At 66.4% G+C, this 16,848-nt stretch carries 14 protein-coding genes and 1 tRNA gene; 8 read left to right on the forward strand and 7 right to left on the reverse strand.

The features are described from left to right. Positions 1–353: 353 nt before the first annotated feature. The gene (locus RM25_RS01865) at positions 354–1,637 is read left to right on the forward strand and encodes an MFS transporter (protein ID WP_044635962.1); all 1,284 of its coding nucleotides are present in this window, start codon (positions 354–356) and stop codon (positions 1,635–1,637) included. 85 nt (positions 1,638–1,722) lie between these two features. Here the strand turns inward: RM25_RS01865 and RM25_RS01870 are convergent, their stop codons facing one another. Next, a complete protein-coding gene (locus RM25_RS01870) occupies positions 1,723–2,658 on the reverse strand; it encodes a DUF4190 domain-containing protein (protein WP_013160335.1) in 936 nt (311 codons plus the stop codon). A gap of 427 nt (positions 2,659–3,085) precedes the next feature. On the opposite strand from RM25_RS01870, the gene RM25_RS01875 reads away from it, so the two are divergent. Both RM25_RS01875 and RM25_RS01880 read left to right on the forward strand, forming a co-directional pair. Then, positions 3,086–3,895 (forward strand): hypothetical protein, encoded by an 810-nt coding sequence (locus RM25_RS01875; RefSeq protein ID WP_013160336.1) that lies wholly within the window; start codon positions 3,086–3,088, stop codon positions 3,893–3,895. Positions 3,896–4,339: 444 nt separating this feature from the next. After that, the gene (locus RM25_RS01880; protein ID WP_138427795.1) at positions 4,340–4,570 is read left to right on the forward strand and encodes a hypothetical protein; all 231 of its coding nucleotides are present in this window, start codon (positions 4,340–4,342) and stop codon (positions 4,568–4,570) included. 40 nt (positions 4,571–4,610) lie between these two features. On the opposite strand, the gene RM25_RS12530 is transcribed toward RM25_RS01880, so the two are convergent. Next, positions 4,611–5,129 (reverse strand): DUF4352 domain-containing protein, encoded by a 519-nt coding sequence (locus RM25_RS12530; RefSeq protein WP_144406027.1) that lies wholly within the window; start codon positions 5,127–5,129, stop codon positions 4,611–4,613. Between the two features lie 94 nt (positions 5,130–5,223). Here RM25_RS12530 and RM25_RS01885 point away from each other — a divergent pair, with 94 nt between their 5' ends. Further along, entirely contained in the window at positions 5,224–6,258 is a 1,035-nt protein-coding gene (locus RM25_RS01885; RefSeq protein ID WP_044635816.1) for an IS30 family transposase, read from the forward strand. Between the two features lie 477 nt (positions 6,259–6,735). Then, positions 6,736–6,948 carry a DUF4236 domain-containing protein gene (locus RM25_RS13485; RefSeq protein ID WP_080774449.1) on the forward strand — a complete coding sequence of 71 codons (213 nt, stop codon included), beginning with the start codon at positions 6,736–6,738 and terminating at the stop codon, positions 6,946–6,948. 518 nt (positions 6,949–7,466) lie between these two features. Here RM25_RS13485 and RM25_RS13490 read toward each other — a convergent pair. Together RM25_RS13490 and RM25_RS01895 are read right to left on the reverse strand one after the other, a co-directional pair. Continuing rightward, positions 7,467–7,559 (reverse strand): excalibur calcium-binding domain-containing protein, encoded by a 93-nt coding sequence (locus RM25_RS13490; RefSeq protein WP_080516043.1) that lies wholly within the window; start codon positions 7,557–7,559, stop codon positions 7,467–7,469. Positions 7,560–8,901: 1,342 nt separating this feature from the next. After that, positions 8,902–8,985: transfer RNA gene (locus tag RM25_RS01895), tRNA-Leu, on the reverse strand. Positions 8,986–9,133: 148 nt separating this feature from the next. Here RM25_RS01895 and RM25_RS11720 point away from each other — a divergent pair. After that, positions 9,134–9,814, forward strand: a complete 681-nt coding sequence (locus RM25_RS11720) for a hypothetical protein (protein ID WP_013160349.1) — start codon at positions 9,134–9,136, stop codon at positions 9,812–9,814. A 521-nt stretch (positions 9,815–10,335) separates the two neighbouring features. Here the strand turns inward: RM25_RS11720 and RM25_RS11725 are convergent. The 3 genes from RM25_RS11725 to RM25_RS01915 all read right to left on the reverse strand — a co-directional run bounded on the left by RM25_RS11725 (position 10,336) and on the right by RM25_RS01915 (position 14,770). Next, positions 10,336–11,574 (reverse strand): cutinase family protein, encoded by a 1,239-nt coding sequence (locus RM25_RS11725; protein WP_052809076.1) that lies wholly within the window; start codon positions 11,572–11,574, stop codon positions 10,336–10,338. A 145-nt stretch (positions 11,575–11,719) separates the two neighbouring features. Continuing rightward, positions 11,720–12,184, reverse strand: coding sequence for a YbhB/YbcL family Raf kinase inhibitor-like protein (locus RM25_RS01910; RefSeq protein ID WP_013160351.1), 465 nt, complete (start codon positions 12,182–12,184; stop codon positions 11,720–11,722). A 33-nt stretch (positions 12,185–12,217) separates the two neighbouring features. Further along, entirely contained in the window at positions 12,218–14,770 is a 2,553-nt protein-coding gene (locus RM25_RS01915; RefSeq protein WP_036942236.1) for a DEAD/DEAH box helicase, read from the reverse strand. 136 nt (positions 14,771–14,906) lie between these two features. Here RM25_RS01915 and RM25_RS11730 point away from each other — a divergent pair, with 136 nt between their 5' ends. Together RM25_RS11730 and RM25_RS13355 are read left to right on the forward strand one after the other, a co-directional pair. Beyond that, a complete protein-coding gene (locus tag RM25_RS11730) occupies positions 14,907–15,605 on the forward strand; it encodes a bifunctional 4-hydroxy-2-oxoglutarate aldolase/2-dehydro-3-deoxy-phosphogluconate aldolase (protein ID WP_144406030.1) in 699 nt (232 codons plus the stop codon). Between the two features lie 225 nt (positions 15,606–15,830). Then, positions 15,831–16,835, forward strand: coding sequence for a C40 family peptidase (locus RM25_RS13355; RefSeq protein WP_052809078.1), 1,005 nt, complete (start codon positions 15,831–15,833; stop codon positions 16,833–16,835). Positions 16,836–16,848 lie beyond the last annotated feature (13 nt).

Genomic DNA, 16,848 nt, shown 5'->3' on the forward strand with positions numbered 1-16,848 from the left:
TCTCGGTCTGCGAGTTTCCAGTCACGTCGATGATCGCGGAGAGTGCGGGGCGACGGTCGGATGTGAAGGCACCAGTGTCAGCGGCCCTCATATCAATGGGAGAGTTTGGGGTCGATCTCTCTCAGCGCGGACGGCTACGAGGTGGCGGGCGGACTGGCGCATCTCTGCGGAGCAGCCAACGGGAGCTTCGTGCCGGGCGCAACGCCTGAGGGACGAGCCTCATTGCCGCGGGGACACGAGCACCGGTATCGTCGCACGAGGCCCTGCCAACGGACGTCCGCGCCACCCCACGAGGTGACCGCCTGCTCGCCGGTGGACCACATCGTCAAGTGTGGAAAAGAAGTGCATGAAGCGTGACAAACGCGCAGCAGAATACGAATAGTTCGCCCGGCCTGCTCGAAAGGCAGGGCATCCAGGGATCCCTCAAGTGGGGTTTCCTGGCCGTGATGATCTTCATGGCCGGTAACTCCCTCGAATTGGGATTCATCTCCCCGTTCCTGCAGGACAGGGGACTGTCGGCCAGCCAGGTGAGCGTGATGCTCACCGTCTACGGCGCCGTGGTGGCCGTCGCATCATGGTTGTCCGGGGCGCTGGCCGATTCATGGCGTCCGCGACGCGTGATGCTCACCGGCTTCGTCCTGTGGCTGATCTTCGAGGTCATCTTCCTTGCCGGCGGCGTGGCCACCGGCAGCTACCTGGTGATGATCATTTCGTACGCATTGCGTGGCGTGGGATATCCGCTGTTCGCCTATGGATTCCTCGTGTGGATCACCATGGCGACCCCCGAGGAGCGCCTGGGCCGTGCCACGGGTTGGTTCTGGTTCTCGGTCGCCCTGGGGCAGGGCGTCATCGCCGGATATGTTCCCTCGCTGCTCATCCCGGTGATCGGTGAGGTCACCACCCTGTGGCTGTCGGTGGCCTTCGTCGTCGTCGGCGGCGTGATGGCCCTGCTGCTGCTCAAGCCCGAGAACACCGAGGGCCACGAACAGCGTCCCAGCGCCGCGGAGACCATCGCTGGGCTCGCCCGCAGTGCCACCATCGTGGTGCATCGTCCGAAGATCGCCATCGGCGGCGTGGTGAGGATCATCAACCAGATCGCCTATTTCGCCTTCCCGGCATTCTTCTCGTACTACATGATCAAGAGCGTTGGGTTCACCACCTCGAATTGGCAGATCGTGTGGGCGGCGTTGAACCTCGCCAATGTGTTCGCGTCGCTGGTGATGGGCTATGTGGGCGACAAGATCGGCCGTATCAGGACGACCGCATGGATCGGCGGCCTGGGCTGCGCGATCACCGTGTTCGCCATGTACTACGGCTCGGTGCTGTTCGGCACCAATATGCTCGCGGCCATCGTCCCGGCCATGCTGTTCGGCATCACCCTGGGCGCCTATGTGCCGCTGTCGGCCATCGTGCCCACGCTTGCCCCCGATCAGAAGGGCTCCGCCGTGGCCATCCTGAACCTCGGCGCCGGCCTGTCGAACTTCGCCGGCCCGCTCGTGGTCACCCTGTTCCTGGGCAGCGTTGGCGTCGCCGGCGTGGTCTGGATCCTCGTGGGGCTCTACGTCGTGTCGTTCGTGCTCACCTTCTTCCTGCGTCCCAGCAAGAAGCAGGCGCAGGCTGAAGGCGCTGCCGCATAGTCGCGCAGTTGCTTCACGATTTCCCGGACGATGGGGGCCGCTCCGATGAGGGGGCGGCTCCCATCGTCTTTCGTCGGGCGGTGGATCAGGAGATGACCAGGACCCTGGTGATCGTGTAGGTGGCGGACTTCATTGCGTCCATCTTGTCGGTGTCGATGTACTTGAAGGCAATCTTGTCGGTCGCCCGCCCGGCATCCAGGTCGGGGATATAGATCGAGTCGGCGTTGACCTCCATGCCGTTCGCGTTGACGGCGGAGATCGAGATGTTGTAGCTCTGGCGCTGCTGGCTGATATTCGTCACCGTCACGGGAACGGACGACCAGTCGGATTCGGTGCCGGGGGTGAAGTTGCCGAACGAGACGCGGACGTCATCCCTCAGTGCCCGCTGGGTCTCGGCGTCGGCGGAGGGTGCGGGCTGGCCTGCGTTTGCCGAGGCCAGGATGCTGTTGGCGGCGCTGGCTGCGGCGTTCTTGAGCGGGCCGTAGACGGCGACCGTCATGACCACGGAGAGGACGAGCGCGACGACGCCGAAGGCCATGGAGATGATCGCCGTGGCGCCGTGCTTCTTCACCAGGCCGACGATGCCGAGCACGATGGCGGCGAGGCCCAGTGCCATGGCCATCGGAGGTCCGGCGTTGGGCACCAGGGCGGCGACCACCGCGATGATGCCGAGCACCAGGCCGACCATTGACAGGTTGCCCTTGCGGGGTGGCGTCTGTTGCCGGGGCTGCTGGTCGGCAGACTGCTGGAACTGGTCCTGCTCGTAGGAGGCTTCCCGGTACTGGGCGTCTTGGTAGGGCGTCCCCTGGTATTGGGCCTCTGAATAGTCGGACTGCGGCGGTGTTCCCTGGTATCCGCTCGGCGGCGTGGTCTCGTCCGGGGCCTGTGGTGGCGCTGCCTCGTCGGGGCCCTGCTCGAAGGGCTGGCGGTACCGGGTCTGGGAGAAGGGCTGGACGTACTTGCCCTGCCGTCCGCCGGGTTGCGACCAGGGCGGCGGGGTCGCCTTGTCTCTCTTGCTCATGGGGGGAGCTCCTCGGGTGGGCGCCGCGGCCGGGACGCATGCCGCGCTGCGAAATATAGTGGCCGGCCCCCGGATCGGGAAGGAGCCACCGGCAATCGTGACTGAACCGGGCACGGGCCCGATATGTGCATGGCTGCGTGTCCGCCGGGGATCCATGGGCGTGGGCGGGGCGGTGCACCGGCTGCAGGTTGCCAGCCGAGGGGCTCATTTCGCTGGCTGGTTCGTCCTCGGGGGTGTCGGCGTCCGGTCGTGGGCTGTGATCGGTCCGGGTTGCCGTGGTGACAGCCGACCCACGACGGGTGATCAGGGGTTCTGGTCTGGGCAACGGATGGGGATTTCCGGTTTGGGTGCGGCGATCCTTCGCGGCGTTGCGCACCGCGACGCCCCATCGGGCGGAGAATGGCGGGGCGAGAAGGAGATGGGCGATATGTCCGATCAACAGTTTCCGGCAGGCCCGAACGGGACGAATCCGCAGGGGCCGGGAGACGTCGGCCCCCAGGGTGATCCCGGCGGCACGGTCAAGATGCCCCCGGTGTCCGACCCCGGTGGCGGAGCCGGAGGTGGCCATTCGCCCAGCGTTGTGCCAACGATTGTCATCTCGCTGCTGTTCGGCGTTTTCGGTGCCATTCCCGCCGCCATTGCTGCGGCGCATGTTCGCCAGCCGGGGCGCCGCAAGTCTGTCTACTGGTGGAGCTTCGCGCTGTCGTGGCTGGTGCAGTTGGTGGTGGGCGTGTTGATCGCCGTGCTGGTCTTCGGGGCGTCGCCCGCGAAGGTCGCCGCGGGGCTCGCCGGAAGCTCCAGCCCGTCGGCGAGCAGCGCGTCACCGAGTGGGGCGGCGTCGGCGAGTTCGGCCGCAGCGAGCGTGCCCGGGCAGACGACGGCTCCGGTCACGACGGTGCCCGCCCAGACCCCTGGTGCCGTGGCTCCGGGTGCGGCGGAGACGCCGGCTGCCACCGCCACGCAAGAAGGCAGGATGCAGGCGCAGTGGCGCGAGTCCGGGTTCACCATCTGTGGGCAGGACCTTGCGGTCAACGGCAACACCACCTGTGATTTCGGCACCGCGGTGCACGACGCCTACAGCCAGGCCGTCGGTGGCGCCTACGGCAGCTACGGCAGCGCCAAGACCGTCGAGGCGAAGGACGCCGAGACCGGCGGTACCTCGACGATGTCATGCACCTCGGGCACCGGCGGCATCTTCTGCTCCGGCGACAATGGCGTGACGGTGGTGTTCGACTGACGAGGTGCTTGTGGACGGCGCATGAGCCTGCTTCCGGTGGTCCTTCCGCCGACGCGAGAGAGAGACATGAAACCTCTCTCGCGGCATGGTCACCTGGCGGGGAGAGTCCTTCATGGGCAGCGCGAAGCCGCATGTCCTGGGTGTGAGGGGACCCTGACGCCCGCAGCGGCAGGGCTCATGCGCCGTAGCGGAGTGTTCCGGTCTTCGCCTCGGGGATTTCGGGTGCGATGTGTCTCAGACGAGCTGGGAGACACGGCCTCTGGATCCCGAGGATCGCGGCCGAATCGTTGACAGACAGCCCCTCGGCTCGAAGGCGTCGAGCGGCAGCGCACAGATGTGCGGCTGCGCGGGTTCGCGACGCTCGCAGTAAGAGGGGTCGCGAACGTCATTGACGGTAGGCTCCCAGTCACGTTGGACACCTCAGGGTTGAAAGAGGAGGGTGTCATGCTTGATGTCAATGATCTGGATGAGGCCATTGCTCGCGAGGTTGAGCCGTATTTGACCGTGGAGAGTCGAGCGCTTATCCGGTCGGGTCGCGATGAGGGAGATCCTGATTTCGTCGTCTATATGACGCTACAGTTCGCGCTCCTGGATAGCGTGATCATCCCGATGGACATTCTCGACGCGATCGCGGTCGACCTGGCGGATGACGGGGGCGTTTGTGGACGCAGATGAGGGCTCCGACTGGACCGTGTGGGTGGGACGTGCCGGTTCGTTAGTTCGGGAGGTTCCAGATCAGCACATCACCGTCCGAATTCGAATAGCGAAGCTGTTGCAGTGGTGCCGATGCGTCAAAAGCAAGCCAGCCCGTCACGCAGGTGCCGGGATCAACTGCAGGCTCGTCGCTGAAGCCTTGTGGGTAGGCGGGTTTCAACTCGGTTTGCCCAGAATTCTCGGACCGGTACCGTCCACCTTCCGCGTCGAACGCGGTCCATCGTTCGCTCGTCACCTGAATTGCCTGCGAAGTGTTGTTGCACAGATTTGCCTTGACGCCCTGGTAGTTGAAGGACCCTTTGATGCCGACTGACTTTCGGTCGTGGATGCTTATCGTGGTTCCGTGGGCTTCGGCTGGCTGACCAATGGCCAGCGCTGACTGGGTCGGCGAAGTAACCGCTGGTGTCGAAGAATTGCCACTTGAGCGTGCGGTAGTGGTGCTACCGCCGGTTGATCCGCACGCGGTGAGCAGCAGGGGCGCTGTAACGGCTACTGCCAGGAGTAGGTGGATGCGCTTCATGGTGGGGTTCCTTCAGGTTGGTGGGTTGCCGGTGGTGTCATAGCGTCGAAGCAACACTCCCGGTCGGCGGGGGTCTGATCGGTGGAGTGTGCGGATGGCGCGGGTGGGGTTGTCGTTCAGTGACAGGTCGGAGATCTCGACGGCCTCGAAAGCGGGCTGGTCGGTGCGGAGGATCGCCCGTCACCTGGGGCGTTGCCCGTCGGTGATCTTGCGGGAGCTTCACCGGAACTCGACGAAGACCCGCGGCTACCAGGCCGTGACCGCAGACGTCAGAGCGCAGCGTCGGCGGGCTCGCCCGCAGCAGCGGAAGGTCGCGGGGGATCCGGTGCTGCAGGCGAGGGTGGAGGCGGATCTGGCCGCGTCGTGGACGCCGAACGAGATAGCGGGCCGGTTGCGTCTGGAGGCGACAGACCCGACCGTTGAACGCATGGCGAACTCTGCTGACGCACGCGGCCGAACCGTCTCCGGTGAGGCTATCTACCAGTACATCTACGCAATCCCGAAGGGTGAGCTCGCCCGCAAGGGCATCTTCCTGCAGTCCAAGCGGACCAAGCGCCGACCACGTACGACCGGGCGGACGCGCGGTGGCCCAATCGTAGGTATGGTCCCGATCGCGGAGCGAGGTGAGGACGCCGCCCAGCGTCGGGTGCCGGGGCACTGGGAGGGTGACCTGATCATCGGGAAGAACGGCACCTCGTGCGCGGCGACGCTGGTGGAGCGGATGAGCGGGTTCACCGGGCTGCTGGCCCTGTCCTCGAAACACGCCGAGCCAACCGCTGACGCGGTCATCGAGTTTTTCAACGACTTGCCCGAGATGATGAAGGCATCGTTGGCGTGGGACCAGGGCAGCGAGATGGCCCAGCACGCGAAGGTCTCCCTGGCCACGGCGATGCCGGTCTACTTCGCCGATCCCCACTCGCCCTGGCAGAGGCCCAGCAACGAGAACACGAACCGGCTCTACCGGGAGTATCTGCCCAAGGGCACGGTGATCCCCGATCACCAGCCCTACCTCACCACCATCGCCGAGGAGATCAACAATCGACCCCGCCGCCGACTGGGCTATCTCACGCCCACCGAGGCATTCGCTCGACTGCTCGCCGGCGAGCCCCATGTTGCTTCGACGCCTTGACATCGCCGCCTGTGTTCGGGAATCTATCGGGCAGCTAGGACATAACTCTGATTTGAGCGTCCTGCGGTGGTTTGGCTGATCGGCATGCGAGCGGGGGCCGGGGCTGGAAGGAATACCGAGATGTGCGGCAACTCGCCAGCCGGGGGGAGCCGGTTGCTGCGAGTCGTGACGCGACCAAGGGGCGCCCTCGCGCCGGCCCCCCGATGGTGGTGGTGCGTGCGCCGAAGGGCGTTGAGGGGTCGATGTTGATCCTGATGGCGCTGGCTGTCTCTCCGAGCAGGAGAAACAGCCAGCGCCGTACTTCTGCTGCAGCCTGTGAGCAGATGTGGCGCGGGATGTGATCGCGACAAGGGGAGGGATGATCGCGGCCTAGGTGTGGCTCATTTGCCGGTGGACGGTGCTGAACAACCTATTCGAGGGCCATGTTGATTCTAGGGATCTGCACCCCCAGAATCCCGTTGGCCGTAGAATGCGGATGTGGCTCTCCGTTTCCGTAAGCGCATCAGGCTTGGCAAGCATGCCTGGGTCAACCTGTCCAAGTCGGGCCCGTCCCTTTCTGCCAAGGCCGGCCCCTTCACACTCAACAGCAAGGGGAAGGCAACGACGCATTTGGGGCCGGGGTTGTCCTATCAATCCGACATCCCAACGCCAGCCACCGGGGCCGGAACATCCAAGACGCGAAAGGGATAAGGTGCTTTTGGCATGACTTCCAAGAAATCGCCCGAGCAGCGGCGGTGGGTTTTGGATCCCCCTAAGCGATTGGTCACTACTCTGTGGGCAATCGCACTGGTGATTACGGTCGTCGCGACTATTGAGTGGATTGCTCGTGGGGGTGCCGCCGGCATCGTGCCCGCAATAGGCGTAGTCGCGTGTCTCACCTTCTTCTTGTCTGCACGCGCATTTGCGAAGGCTTGGTCGCACAGAAGCGTCAACAGCCATGAGGCGAGCATTCAGGGAAGGAAGGGCCAAGAGGTATCGCTGACCAGCGGGCTCCTCACGAATGGGTCAAGTGTTCTCGTGCCGAGTCGGACCAAAATTGACACCACTGACCAAGCAAACGGAACTGTCACTGCGACGTTCAGAGCTGCGAAAACCACAATGAAGCTCTCAGTAGCGCAGGAGCGCTGCGGCGACCTGAAGTCTTTCCTGGCTGAGTGCGAGGCTGCCGGCGCGGAGCTCGAGCAAGCCTAAGTTATTGAATGACCGGGCTATTCACAGGCCACGCCGTCGCCATCCTTATCGAGGTTTGAGCTGTAGCCCGGCTGTCCTCTGTGGAGGGGGGCTGCTCCTGCAGCGCGCACCGCGGCGCAGTTCTTGTAATAGGTAGCAGGTTGTTATTGTACCGGTGCTGGTGCCGGATTCGCCTGCTGTTGTTGAGGCACTTGCGCGGGTTGTTCTTGTTCCTGTGTGGCAGCTGGTGCGGGACGTGGCGACGGCGACGGCGTCGGCGTGGGGGTTGGCGACTTGCTCGGTGTTGGGGTTGGGGTTGGCGTCGGTGTAGGGGTGGGGCTCGGCGTGAGCGTTGCGCTCGCGGTTGGACTTGTCGCCGGGGATGTCGCTCGAGTTGGAGCTGTTGCTGCGGAGGTCCCGCCGGCGACCAGAAGGAAAAACCCCCCTACAAGTGCTGAAACGATTACCCCGGTTCGCTGCCAAATGGGTCATCGCCCCGTCCGGGCGGGTAGAGGCGCAGTGGAATCTGATTGTAGTTGCGAAGTCGTTGTGCTTGGGTCATCGCTTTCATCGTCAACCCAGAGTTCCCAGCCCTCCGGTGCCGGGGGCCATGAAGGGTCGGGATGCCATCCTTCGGGGGGTTCCCATCCTTCGGGGGGTGTGGGCCAGGTGGGGGGGCGGATTGAAGCGTGCCATGTGGTCATTATCTGACAAAGGCACGGGCGTCGTTGAAACGGCGGGCCCAAAGTCCGGACCCTTTGATGGGGGTCATCGTGACTACATGGGACCGTTCTGTTGCGATGACTCTTGTCGCTGCGTGCTCTGCATGCTCCGACAGTGAGTAGGCGCCGCTGATGGGGAATCCGATCCGCGGAGAGCCTACTGTGCTGCGTTGGACCGGTGGTCGGAAGCTTGGGGCAGGGTCAGGGTCAGGCAACAGATTGCGTTCGATGTGGCATCTAACAACAGTGTCCAGAACCCCCCACGTGGCGGGTGTGAGATGAGGTTTGACCAAATCTTGAGTCGGATCCTCTTGATCAGGCGCCCTATCCCGAAGTCGATCAGCACGAGGCCGCCTATCCCCATCAGCCTGAGGATCGGCGAGTAGTTTCCCGACGAACTGAAGTTGGTCACCAGTCTGAGAAGGACCACCTCAAGGATGAAGTATCGCGCGATCGACGGCGCGCTGGGTCTGAGGCAAACGTGCGGGCCGCAAGTGATACATCGTCATGCAGCTTGCTGCGTCTTGTCGGAGGTGCACAGGGTGCGGGGTCGACGTGGCGAAGCGGAGCTGGGATTGCTCCCGTCGTGACGTTCGACTCGGTCGTGTCAGGTTTTGTCTCGGCCTTTTCCCCCCTCGCGAGAGGAAGGGTCGTCCGGGGACATGCTCTGCAGCGTCACATGCGGCGCCGAGTGACATGAAAAACCCCTCTGACTAGGAGTTTCACCTTGTCAGAGGGGTTTTACTGCTTGTGCGCGAGAGAGGAGTTGAACCTCCACGCCCTAAACGGGCACTGGCACCTGAAGCCAGCGCGTCTGCCATTCCGCCACTCGCGCATGCCGCAATCAAACAGCTCCGAAAGACTAGCACGCAGGCCGAGTTGGAGGCCAACCCGACCACTGCGCCGTGTCCCCGTCGCCCCGCCCGACTGCCAGCCCCCGACCCCGGGAAGAACCACCCCGCCACATGCGGCAGTCTGGAGGCGTGGGGGAAGCATTCGCAGGCATCGCAGGCCTGGGCATCGCCGGGTTCGACCCGTTGGGGGCCCTGGCACTGATGGCTGCCATGGCGCTTGGAGCCCGTCGCCGCGCCATCGCGACCCTGCTGGTCACCACGGTCGCCACCATCGTCGTGACCGGCTTCGTGCTCTCCAGCACGGTCGGCCCCTGGGCGATCGCGCAGATCCACCGCCTGCACGACCCGGGGCACATCGTCTGGGGCCTCATCGTGCTGGCCGCCGGCGTGGGTCTCCTGGCCTGGGCCATCGTCCGACTCGTGCGTGTGCCGCAGCCGAAACCCGACGACGCCACGCGCTCGGGCCATTCGGTGGGAATGCTGGCGGTCATCGGGATCGGCGTCGGCCTGTCTGCATTCATCGACCCGGCCTTCTACGGCCTCCTGGTGGTGGCGGGCGGCATCCATTCCTGGCCGATGCGGCTCGGGGGCATCGTCCTGTGGGCCTGCCTCAGCCAGATCGCCCTACTGGCACTCAGCGGCGCCGTCTTCGCAGGCGCCTTCGCGCCGGTCCACCGGTTCATCACCCGCGTGCGCCAGCAATGGGGCGCCCGCGCCTCACGCTTCGCGTCCTGGGCGCTGCTGGTGATCGCCGTGATCATCTGCGTCGAGGGTGCCTTCGAACTCCACGGCCACTGGTGGATTCCCTGACGACCGTCCGGGCCGCTCACTGCGACGCCTCATTGGACACTTGTGCGGCGTCATTGCCGCACAGCTGTCCAGTTAGTGGCCGGGCGCGGGGTGACGAGACCCGGCCGGAGGGACGGGACGTGGCCAGGGTTCTGCCGGTCCTGATGCCGGAGGTGGTGATAGGTGCGGATAAAGCACCATAGACGGTGCTTTATCCGCACCTATCCCTGGCCTGCCCGACGGGATCGGGCCTTCAGTGGATGGTCTTGACGCGTCTAATCACCACAACCATCCACTGAGTGACGATCCCACCCGATCCGGCCCGAACCGGCCCCAGGACGCCGCCCGCACCCAAAACCCCGCTAAGTGGACAACTGTGCGGCGTCATTCCCGCACAACTGCCCATTTAGGGGGGAGCCGACGTCCAGCGAGTGGAGGGTCCGGCGCCCGCGGAATGGGGGCTCCGACTCCCAACGGGCCGGGACCCGCACCCAACAAGCGGAGGACCCGCACCCACCGAACCCGCGGCCACCCGCCCCGCCTCACGCCTCCGCAGAGCCGCCGGCCGTATCGTCCATGCCCTTGCGCTTCCGCGCCTTCATCACCGGCACCTTGCGCGCCACGGCGGGAACCGCAGTGGCCTTGCGCCGTGCCCGCCTGCGCGCCCGATATCCCAGGAACACCAAGACGGCCACCAGCGCCACTCCAGCGCCGATCAGCGCCCCGGCGGCCAGCGTCAGGCCGGTCTTCACCGGCGCCTGCTGCACCTCCACATGCGGCAACGCGGCCAGCTTGGCGTCCACGGCATCAAGCGTCTTGGGAAGGTTCTGCGGGGTATAGCTGCCATGGGTGGCCGACCCGTTGGCGTGTTCCTGCGCCACCGAGCTGCTCCCGGTCATGATGCGGGTCAGGGCCCCCGCCGCGTCGCAGACCGGATCATCCTTCATGCACGCCGAATAGGTGCGGGGCGCGTCGACACCGGGCACGGTCGCCCGTGCGGAATCCATGGCGGCGTCGAGTTGCCGGTTGTCCACGGTGCCGTTGAACATCGCGAACAGGGCGGTGAGCAGCTGCTTCATCTGCTCGTTCTTGTCCTTGTCGGCGCTGCTGGCCGACGCCGCACGCAGGTAGTACAGCGCAGCGGACAGTCCATAGGAGCGGTTGGTGGCGGTGCCGTCGAGCTCGCTGACGTTCTGGCCGTCGTAGCGCAAGGGGTTGCCGAGCACGATCGCCCCCAGCAGGTTCGCGTCAAGGTTGCCCGACCCCAGCGCCCGGGTGACCACCTCGGCGCCCTGGCTGAAACCTGCCACCAGCAGCTTCTCGGACGGGCATCGCTTCGCCTCGGCCACGGCCAGGCGCTGCAGCTCGGCAACGCCCTTGTCCACCGAATCGGAGTAGGGCGGGGTTGAGGCCGACGCGGCGGGCAGCACCATCTGTTCGATCGCCGCGGCGTTCATGTCGTCCAGCGAGACGGCTGGATAGTCCAGGTAGACCTGCGCCAGCTTGAGGTCGGGACGCGCCTTCGCGGTGCGCGCGGCCAGTTCCTGCTCCAGCGGTGCGATCGTGTTGCCATAGGGGGCGGCCTCGCCCGACCCGCGTGCACCCACGAACAGCACCTGTGCGCAGCCCTGCTGCTTGGCATGCGTCGAGGCCAGTGGCTGGGTGCTCCACCAGCCGTCGTCGGCGCGCGCTGACGACGTGCCCAGCATGATGGTGGACGCCACGAGGGCCGTCAGCAGCAGGAACGCAACCAACCGGTTGCGCCGTCCCGGCCGACTCACCGTTGCCCCACTCGCGGCTGACCGACCCATGTCCCGCGCCGATCGACCCGTGCACCACTCCATCACGGCGCTCACGCTACTGCGCGCCCGGGGCGTCCCCGGGCCGTTGCCCGCGCAGTGGGCCCGGTGGACCCCACGCGGTGCCTCAGATCGTGGAGGTGAACACCGGCGTCAACGTTGCCGAGGCCAGGGCATGAGCCTTGAGTAGTTCCTCCACGGCCGCCGGCTTCGCGTCCGCCGGCACTTCGAGGTGGGCCACGTCGAGCGCCCAGACGGTGAAGATATAGCGGTGCACCTGTCCGTGCGGCGGGTTCGGGCCGCCGTAGCCGCGATAGCCGTAGTCGTTCTGCAGTTCGACGCTGCCGGTGGGCAGCGGCGTGCCCTGCACGGTGCCGGTGGTGGACACCGGAATGTCGAGCGCCAGCCAGTGCCAGAAACCGCCCTCCATCGGGGCATCGGGGTCCCAGCAGGTCAGTGCAAGGCTCTTCGCCCCGGCGGGCACCTCGTCCCAGCCGAGCTGGGGCAGGATGTTGCGGCCGCCCGCGCCACGTTCGGCAAAGACGAGCGCAATCTCCTCGCCCTGCTTCAGATCATCGCTGAACAACCTCATCGCAGCCTCCAGTCGTGTCGTTGACTGCCGAGTCTATCCGCCGACCGGGCCATCCTGACGTGCGAAACCCACCACGTGCACCAGCAGGTCATCGGCCTCATCGCAGGCGTCCAGGTCGATCGTCGCGGTGATCGACCAGTCATGGTCACCCTCGGGATCGTCGATGATCTGGCGCACCTTCCACAGGCGCGTGGAATCGTCGATCTCGAGGAACTGCGGCCCACGGGCCTTCGGGCCGGTGCCGATGTCGTCGTGGTCGTCCCAGTACTTGCCCAGGGCGTCGTCCCAGTCGTTGTAGGTGAATGACGACTGCGGATCGGTGGAGTTCAACGCGGCCAGCGCCGGCACATCGTCGTCGGCGGCAAGCTGCACGCGACGGAACATCGCATTGCGCACCAGCACTCGGAAGGCCGCCTTGTTCGACGTCAACGTACGCGTGGGGCCGTGCGTGCCGGGTTCGTCGCCGGCTCCGGAATCGCCGACGTCCTCGCCGAGTCGGGTCCACTCGTCGAGCAGTGACGAGTCGGTCATGCGCACGATCTCGCCCAGCCAGATGAGCAGCTCATCGAACTCGGGGGTGCGGGCGGCCAGCGGCACGGTCTGGCGCAGCGCGCGATAGGCGTCGGACAGATAGCGCAGCACCGTGCCCTCGGCGCGCTGCACCTTGTAGAAGGCGCAGTACTCGCCGAAGGTCATCGCCCGCTCGAACATGTCGCGCACCACCGACTTGGGACGCAGCCCCCATTCGACCAGCCACGGACGACTGGCCGTGAAGGCCGTGAAGGCGGCATCCAGTTCCTCGGCCATCGGCGTGGGATAGGTCACCTCATCGAGCGCGGCCATGCGTTCCTCGTAGTCGAGGCCGTCGGCCTTCATCTCGGCAATCGCCTCCCCGCGCTCGCGGGACTCCTGGGCGCGCAGGATCGGACGCGGATTCTCCAGGGTCGCCTCGATGACGCTCACCACGCCCAGCGGGTAGTCGTCGGCCTCGGGGTCGAGCAGCTCCAGGGCCACCATGGCGAAGGCGCTCAGCGGCTGGTTGAGCGCGAAGTCGTCCTGCAGCTCGGTGCTCAGGTCGTACAGGCGGCCACCGGGCGTCGGGCTGTCACGGCGCACGATCACGCCCGACTCCACCATTGAGCGGGCCAGCTGCACGGCACGGTGCAGCAGCCGCACGCGGATCATCCGGTCGCTCACGGCGGCATCGATGATGTGCACCAGCGCCACCGCCGTGTCCTCATCGCGCGACAGCAGGTTCAACAACATCGCGTGCGTCACGCGCATGCGCGCATGCAGCGTCTCGGGCGTCGATTCGATGAGCTTGTTGAACGTCGCCTCGGTGTAGTTGATGAAGCCCTCCGGCGGCTTCTTGTGGCGCACGCTCTTCTTCTTGCGCTCATCGTTGGCGAACTTCTTGGCGATGCGCGCGTTCTCCACCTGGTATTCGGGGGCCTGGGCCACCACATAGCCGATGGTGTCGAAGCCGGCGCGCCCGGCGCGTCCTGCGATCTGGTGGAATTCGCGGCTGCGCAACAGGCGCTGGCGTCGGCCGTCGAACTTGCTCAGCCCGGTGAACAGCACCGTGTGGATGGGCACGTTGATGCCCACGCCCAGGGTGTCGGTGCCGCAGATGACGGTGAGCAGGCCCTGTTGGGCGAGCTGTTCCACCAGGCGGCGGTACTTGGGCAGCATGCCGGCGTGGTGCACGCCGATGCCGTGGCGCAGCATCTTCGACAGGGTGTTGCCGAAACCCGGCGAGAAGCGGAATCCGCCGATGGCCGCCACGATCTTGTGGCGGTGCTCGGTGTCGATCAGCTTGGCGCTCATCAGCGCTTGGGCCTGTTCGGTGGCGGCGGCCTGGGAGGGATGCACGATGTACACCGGCGACTGGCCGGTGCTGACCAGTTCGGAGATCGTCTCGTGCAGTGGGGTGAGGGCCCAGTGGTAGGTCAGGGGCACGGGACGCTCGGCGCCGCCGATCACCTCGGTCTCGCGTCCGGTCCACCTGGCCAGGCGGCCCTGCAGCTCGGTGACGTCGCCCAGCGTGGCGCTCATGATCACGAACTGGCACTGCGGCAGCTCGGACAGCCCCACCTGCCAGGCCCAGCCGCGGTCGGGATCGGCGATGAAGTGGAATTCGTCCATGATCACCAGGTCGACGTCGGCGTCGCGGCCCTCGCGCAGGGCGATGTTGGCCAGGATCTCGGCGGTGCAGCAGATGATCGGCGCGTCGGGGTTCACCGAGGCGTCGCCGGTGACCATGCCCACCAGGTCGGCGCCGAAGATGTCGATCAGCGCGAAGAACTTCTCGTTCACCAGCGCCTTGATGGGTGCGGTGTAGTAGCTGCGGCCGCGGTTGGACAGGGCGACGAAGTGCGCGGCGGTGGCGATCAGCGACTTGCCCGACCCGGTGGGGGTGGTGATGATCTCATTCGCCCCGGTGAGCAGCCCCAGTAGTGCGTCGGACTGGTGCGGGTACATCTCCAGGCCCTGCGCGTGGGTCCACGTCTCGAAGGCATTGAACAGGGCGTCGGGGTCGTGGGCGGCGTCGCCGGTGGGCAGCAGCTCGGTGAGCGTATCGGTCATGGTGCCCCCATTCTCGCAGGCCCGGCGCCGCGACCGGTGCGGCAGAGTCGGCCTGCAGGTGCCGCAGGCACTCGCGTTCGGACGATGCACGCACTCGCGTTCGGACGGTCACGGCGCGGCGCACGGGGATGCGGGCATGATGAATACCGTGACCAATTCCTCCAGCAGGCTGGCGCTTCCGGACGCACTGACCACCACCAGGGGCGTGGTGCTGATGCCCCCCGACGAGGACTCCGGGGCCCTGATGCCGGTGCTGGAGGTGCTCGTGCAGGAGGGGCTCACCGCGATCGCCCTGCCCTGCCCCCGCAGCGATGAGACAGCGGACGACGAGGGCGCCGACACGCCGCAGGACCCCTCGGCGGAGCTGACCGGGCTGATGGCGATGTACTCCTTCCGCGCGACGGTGGGCATCCATGGGGTGCGCACCACGGCCGACGCCCAGTTGGCCATCCGCGCCGGTGCACGGTTCGCGTTCTGCCTGTTCCCCGAGCCCGGTGTGCTCGATGCCCTGCGGGTGGCCTCGATACCGGCCATCGTGACGGCCCTGACGCCCACCGAGGTGGAGCAGGCGTGGCAGGGCGCGGTCTCGGCGGTGCACGTGCGTCCCGCCGAGGTGTTCGGCACCGGATACGCGCAGGGCCTGCACGAGCTGGTGCCCGACGCCTCACTGATCGCCACGGCCCAGAACCGGGCGGCGGTCGAGGCGTGGCTGTGGGCCGGTGCCACCGCGGTGAGCTTCGGGCAGTCGCTGCTGTCGCGGGTGTTCCTCAGCCAGGACTACTCGGCGTTGCGCCAACGCGTCGCCGAGATGGTCTCCGCCGTAAAGTCTGCCTGAGAAATTCTCAGGAAAGGCCCGATCGTGGGGCCCTGGGGGTCTCGCGCGGCCGTCCTTGGATGGAGCCATCGGGCGGCGATCCCCGCGTGGAACGCGCAATTCTGACCCGAATCTGAGAAAAACTGCGTCAGTTTGTAAGTTCTCTCAGCTTTCGTTTATAGTTCAGGAGGCAGCCGGTCGGGCCGCCAACACCAAGACACTCGTTTGAAGCAAGTGAGGATACCTGTGACTGCTCGTCGAGCTCTCAGCGCCGATGACATCGACGCCACAGTCGATCAGCCCACCGCTCCTCGCAGGGCCGGCATCCCCGGCCGTGCAGATGCACCCATTGAGTTCGCCAGGCCCCGCCGCGTCGCGCTGCCCAGCGTCGAGGAAGACGCGATCTTGCCGTTCGCGCGGTGCGTGTCGGCCCAGACCACCATGACGCTGCCGGTGATCACCGTCGACGCCGTGCATGCCGCGAAGTCGAGTGCCAAGCCGCACCGCCGCGTCTCGCTGCCGGTTGCCGCCGTCGCGCTCACCTCGGCCCTCGGGCTCGGGGCCACCCTGCTGCCGCAGACCGTGGCCGCAGCCCCGGACAACGGCGCCGCCGAGGCCCGCCAGACCGCAAGCGTCACCCGCGACACCGCCCGCACCCAGCTGTTCACCAGCGACCTGGCCACCACCGAAGTTGCCACCACGTCGCCCACGATCCCTGACACCTCCGCCCAGGACCTGAACGATTCGTTCGCCAGCCTCGGCAAGAGCACCGCCCAGAAGCTGGCCACCGACAAGGCCGCCGCTGACAAGGCTGCCTCCGAGCAGGCAATCGCCGCGGCCAATGCCGCCGAGAGCGTCACCGGCAAGGGCGTCAAGGTAGCCCCGAATGCGGCCACCGCCGCCACGAGCGCCGCCCAGACCGCCATCAACTTCGCCCTCGCCCAGGTGGGCAAGCCCTATGTGTGGGGTGCGGTTGGCCCCAACGCCTACGACTGCTCGGGCCTGACCATGGCCGCCTACAAGGCAGCCGGCATCTCGCTGCCGCGCGTCACCTACTCCCAGATGGCTGCCGGCACGGCCGTGTCGCAGTCCACCATGGTGCCCGGCGACCTCATCTTCTTCTACGGCGGCGAGCACGTGGGCATCTACCTCGGCAACGGCCAGGTGGTGCACGCGGCCGACTACGGCACCGGCGTGATCGTCGGCACCGTGAGCTCGATGCCGGTCTCCAGCGTCACGCACATCGGCTGAGTCGGCTGCGACC

Source organism: Propionibacterium freudenreichii subsp. freudenreichii (genome assembly GCF_000940845.1).
GTDB classification, from domain to species: Bacteria; Actinomycetota; Actinomycetes; order Propionibacteriales; family Propionibacteriaceae; genus Propionibacterium; species Propionibacterium freudenreichii.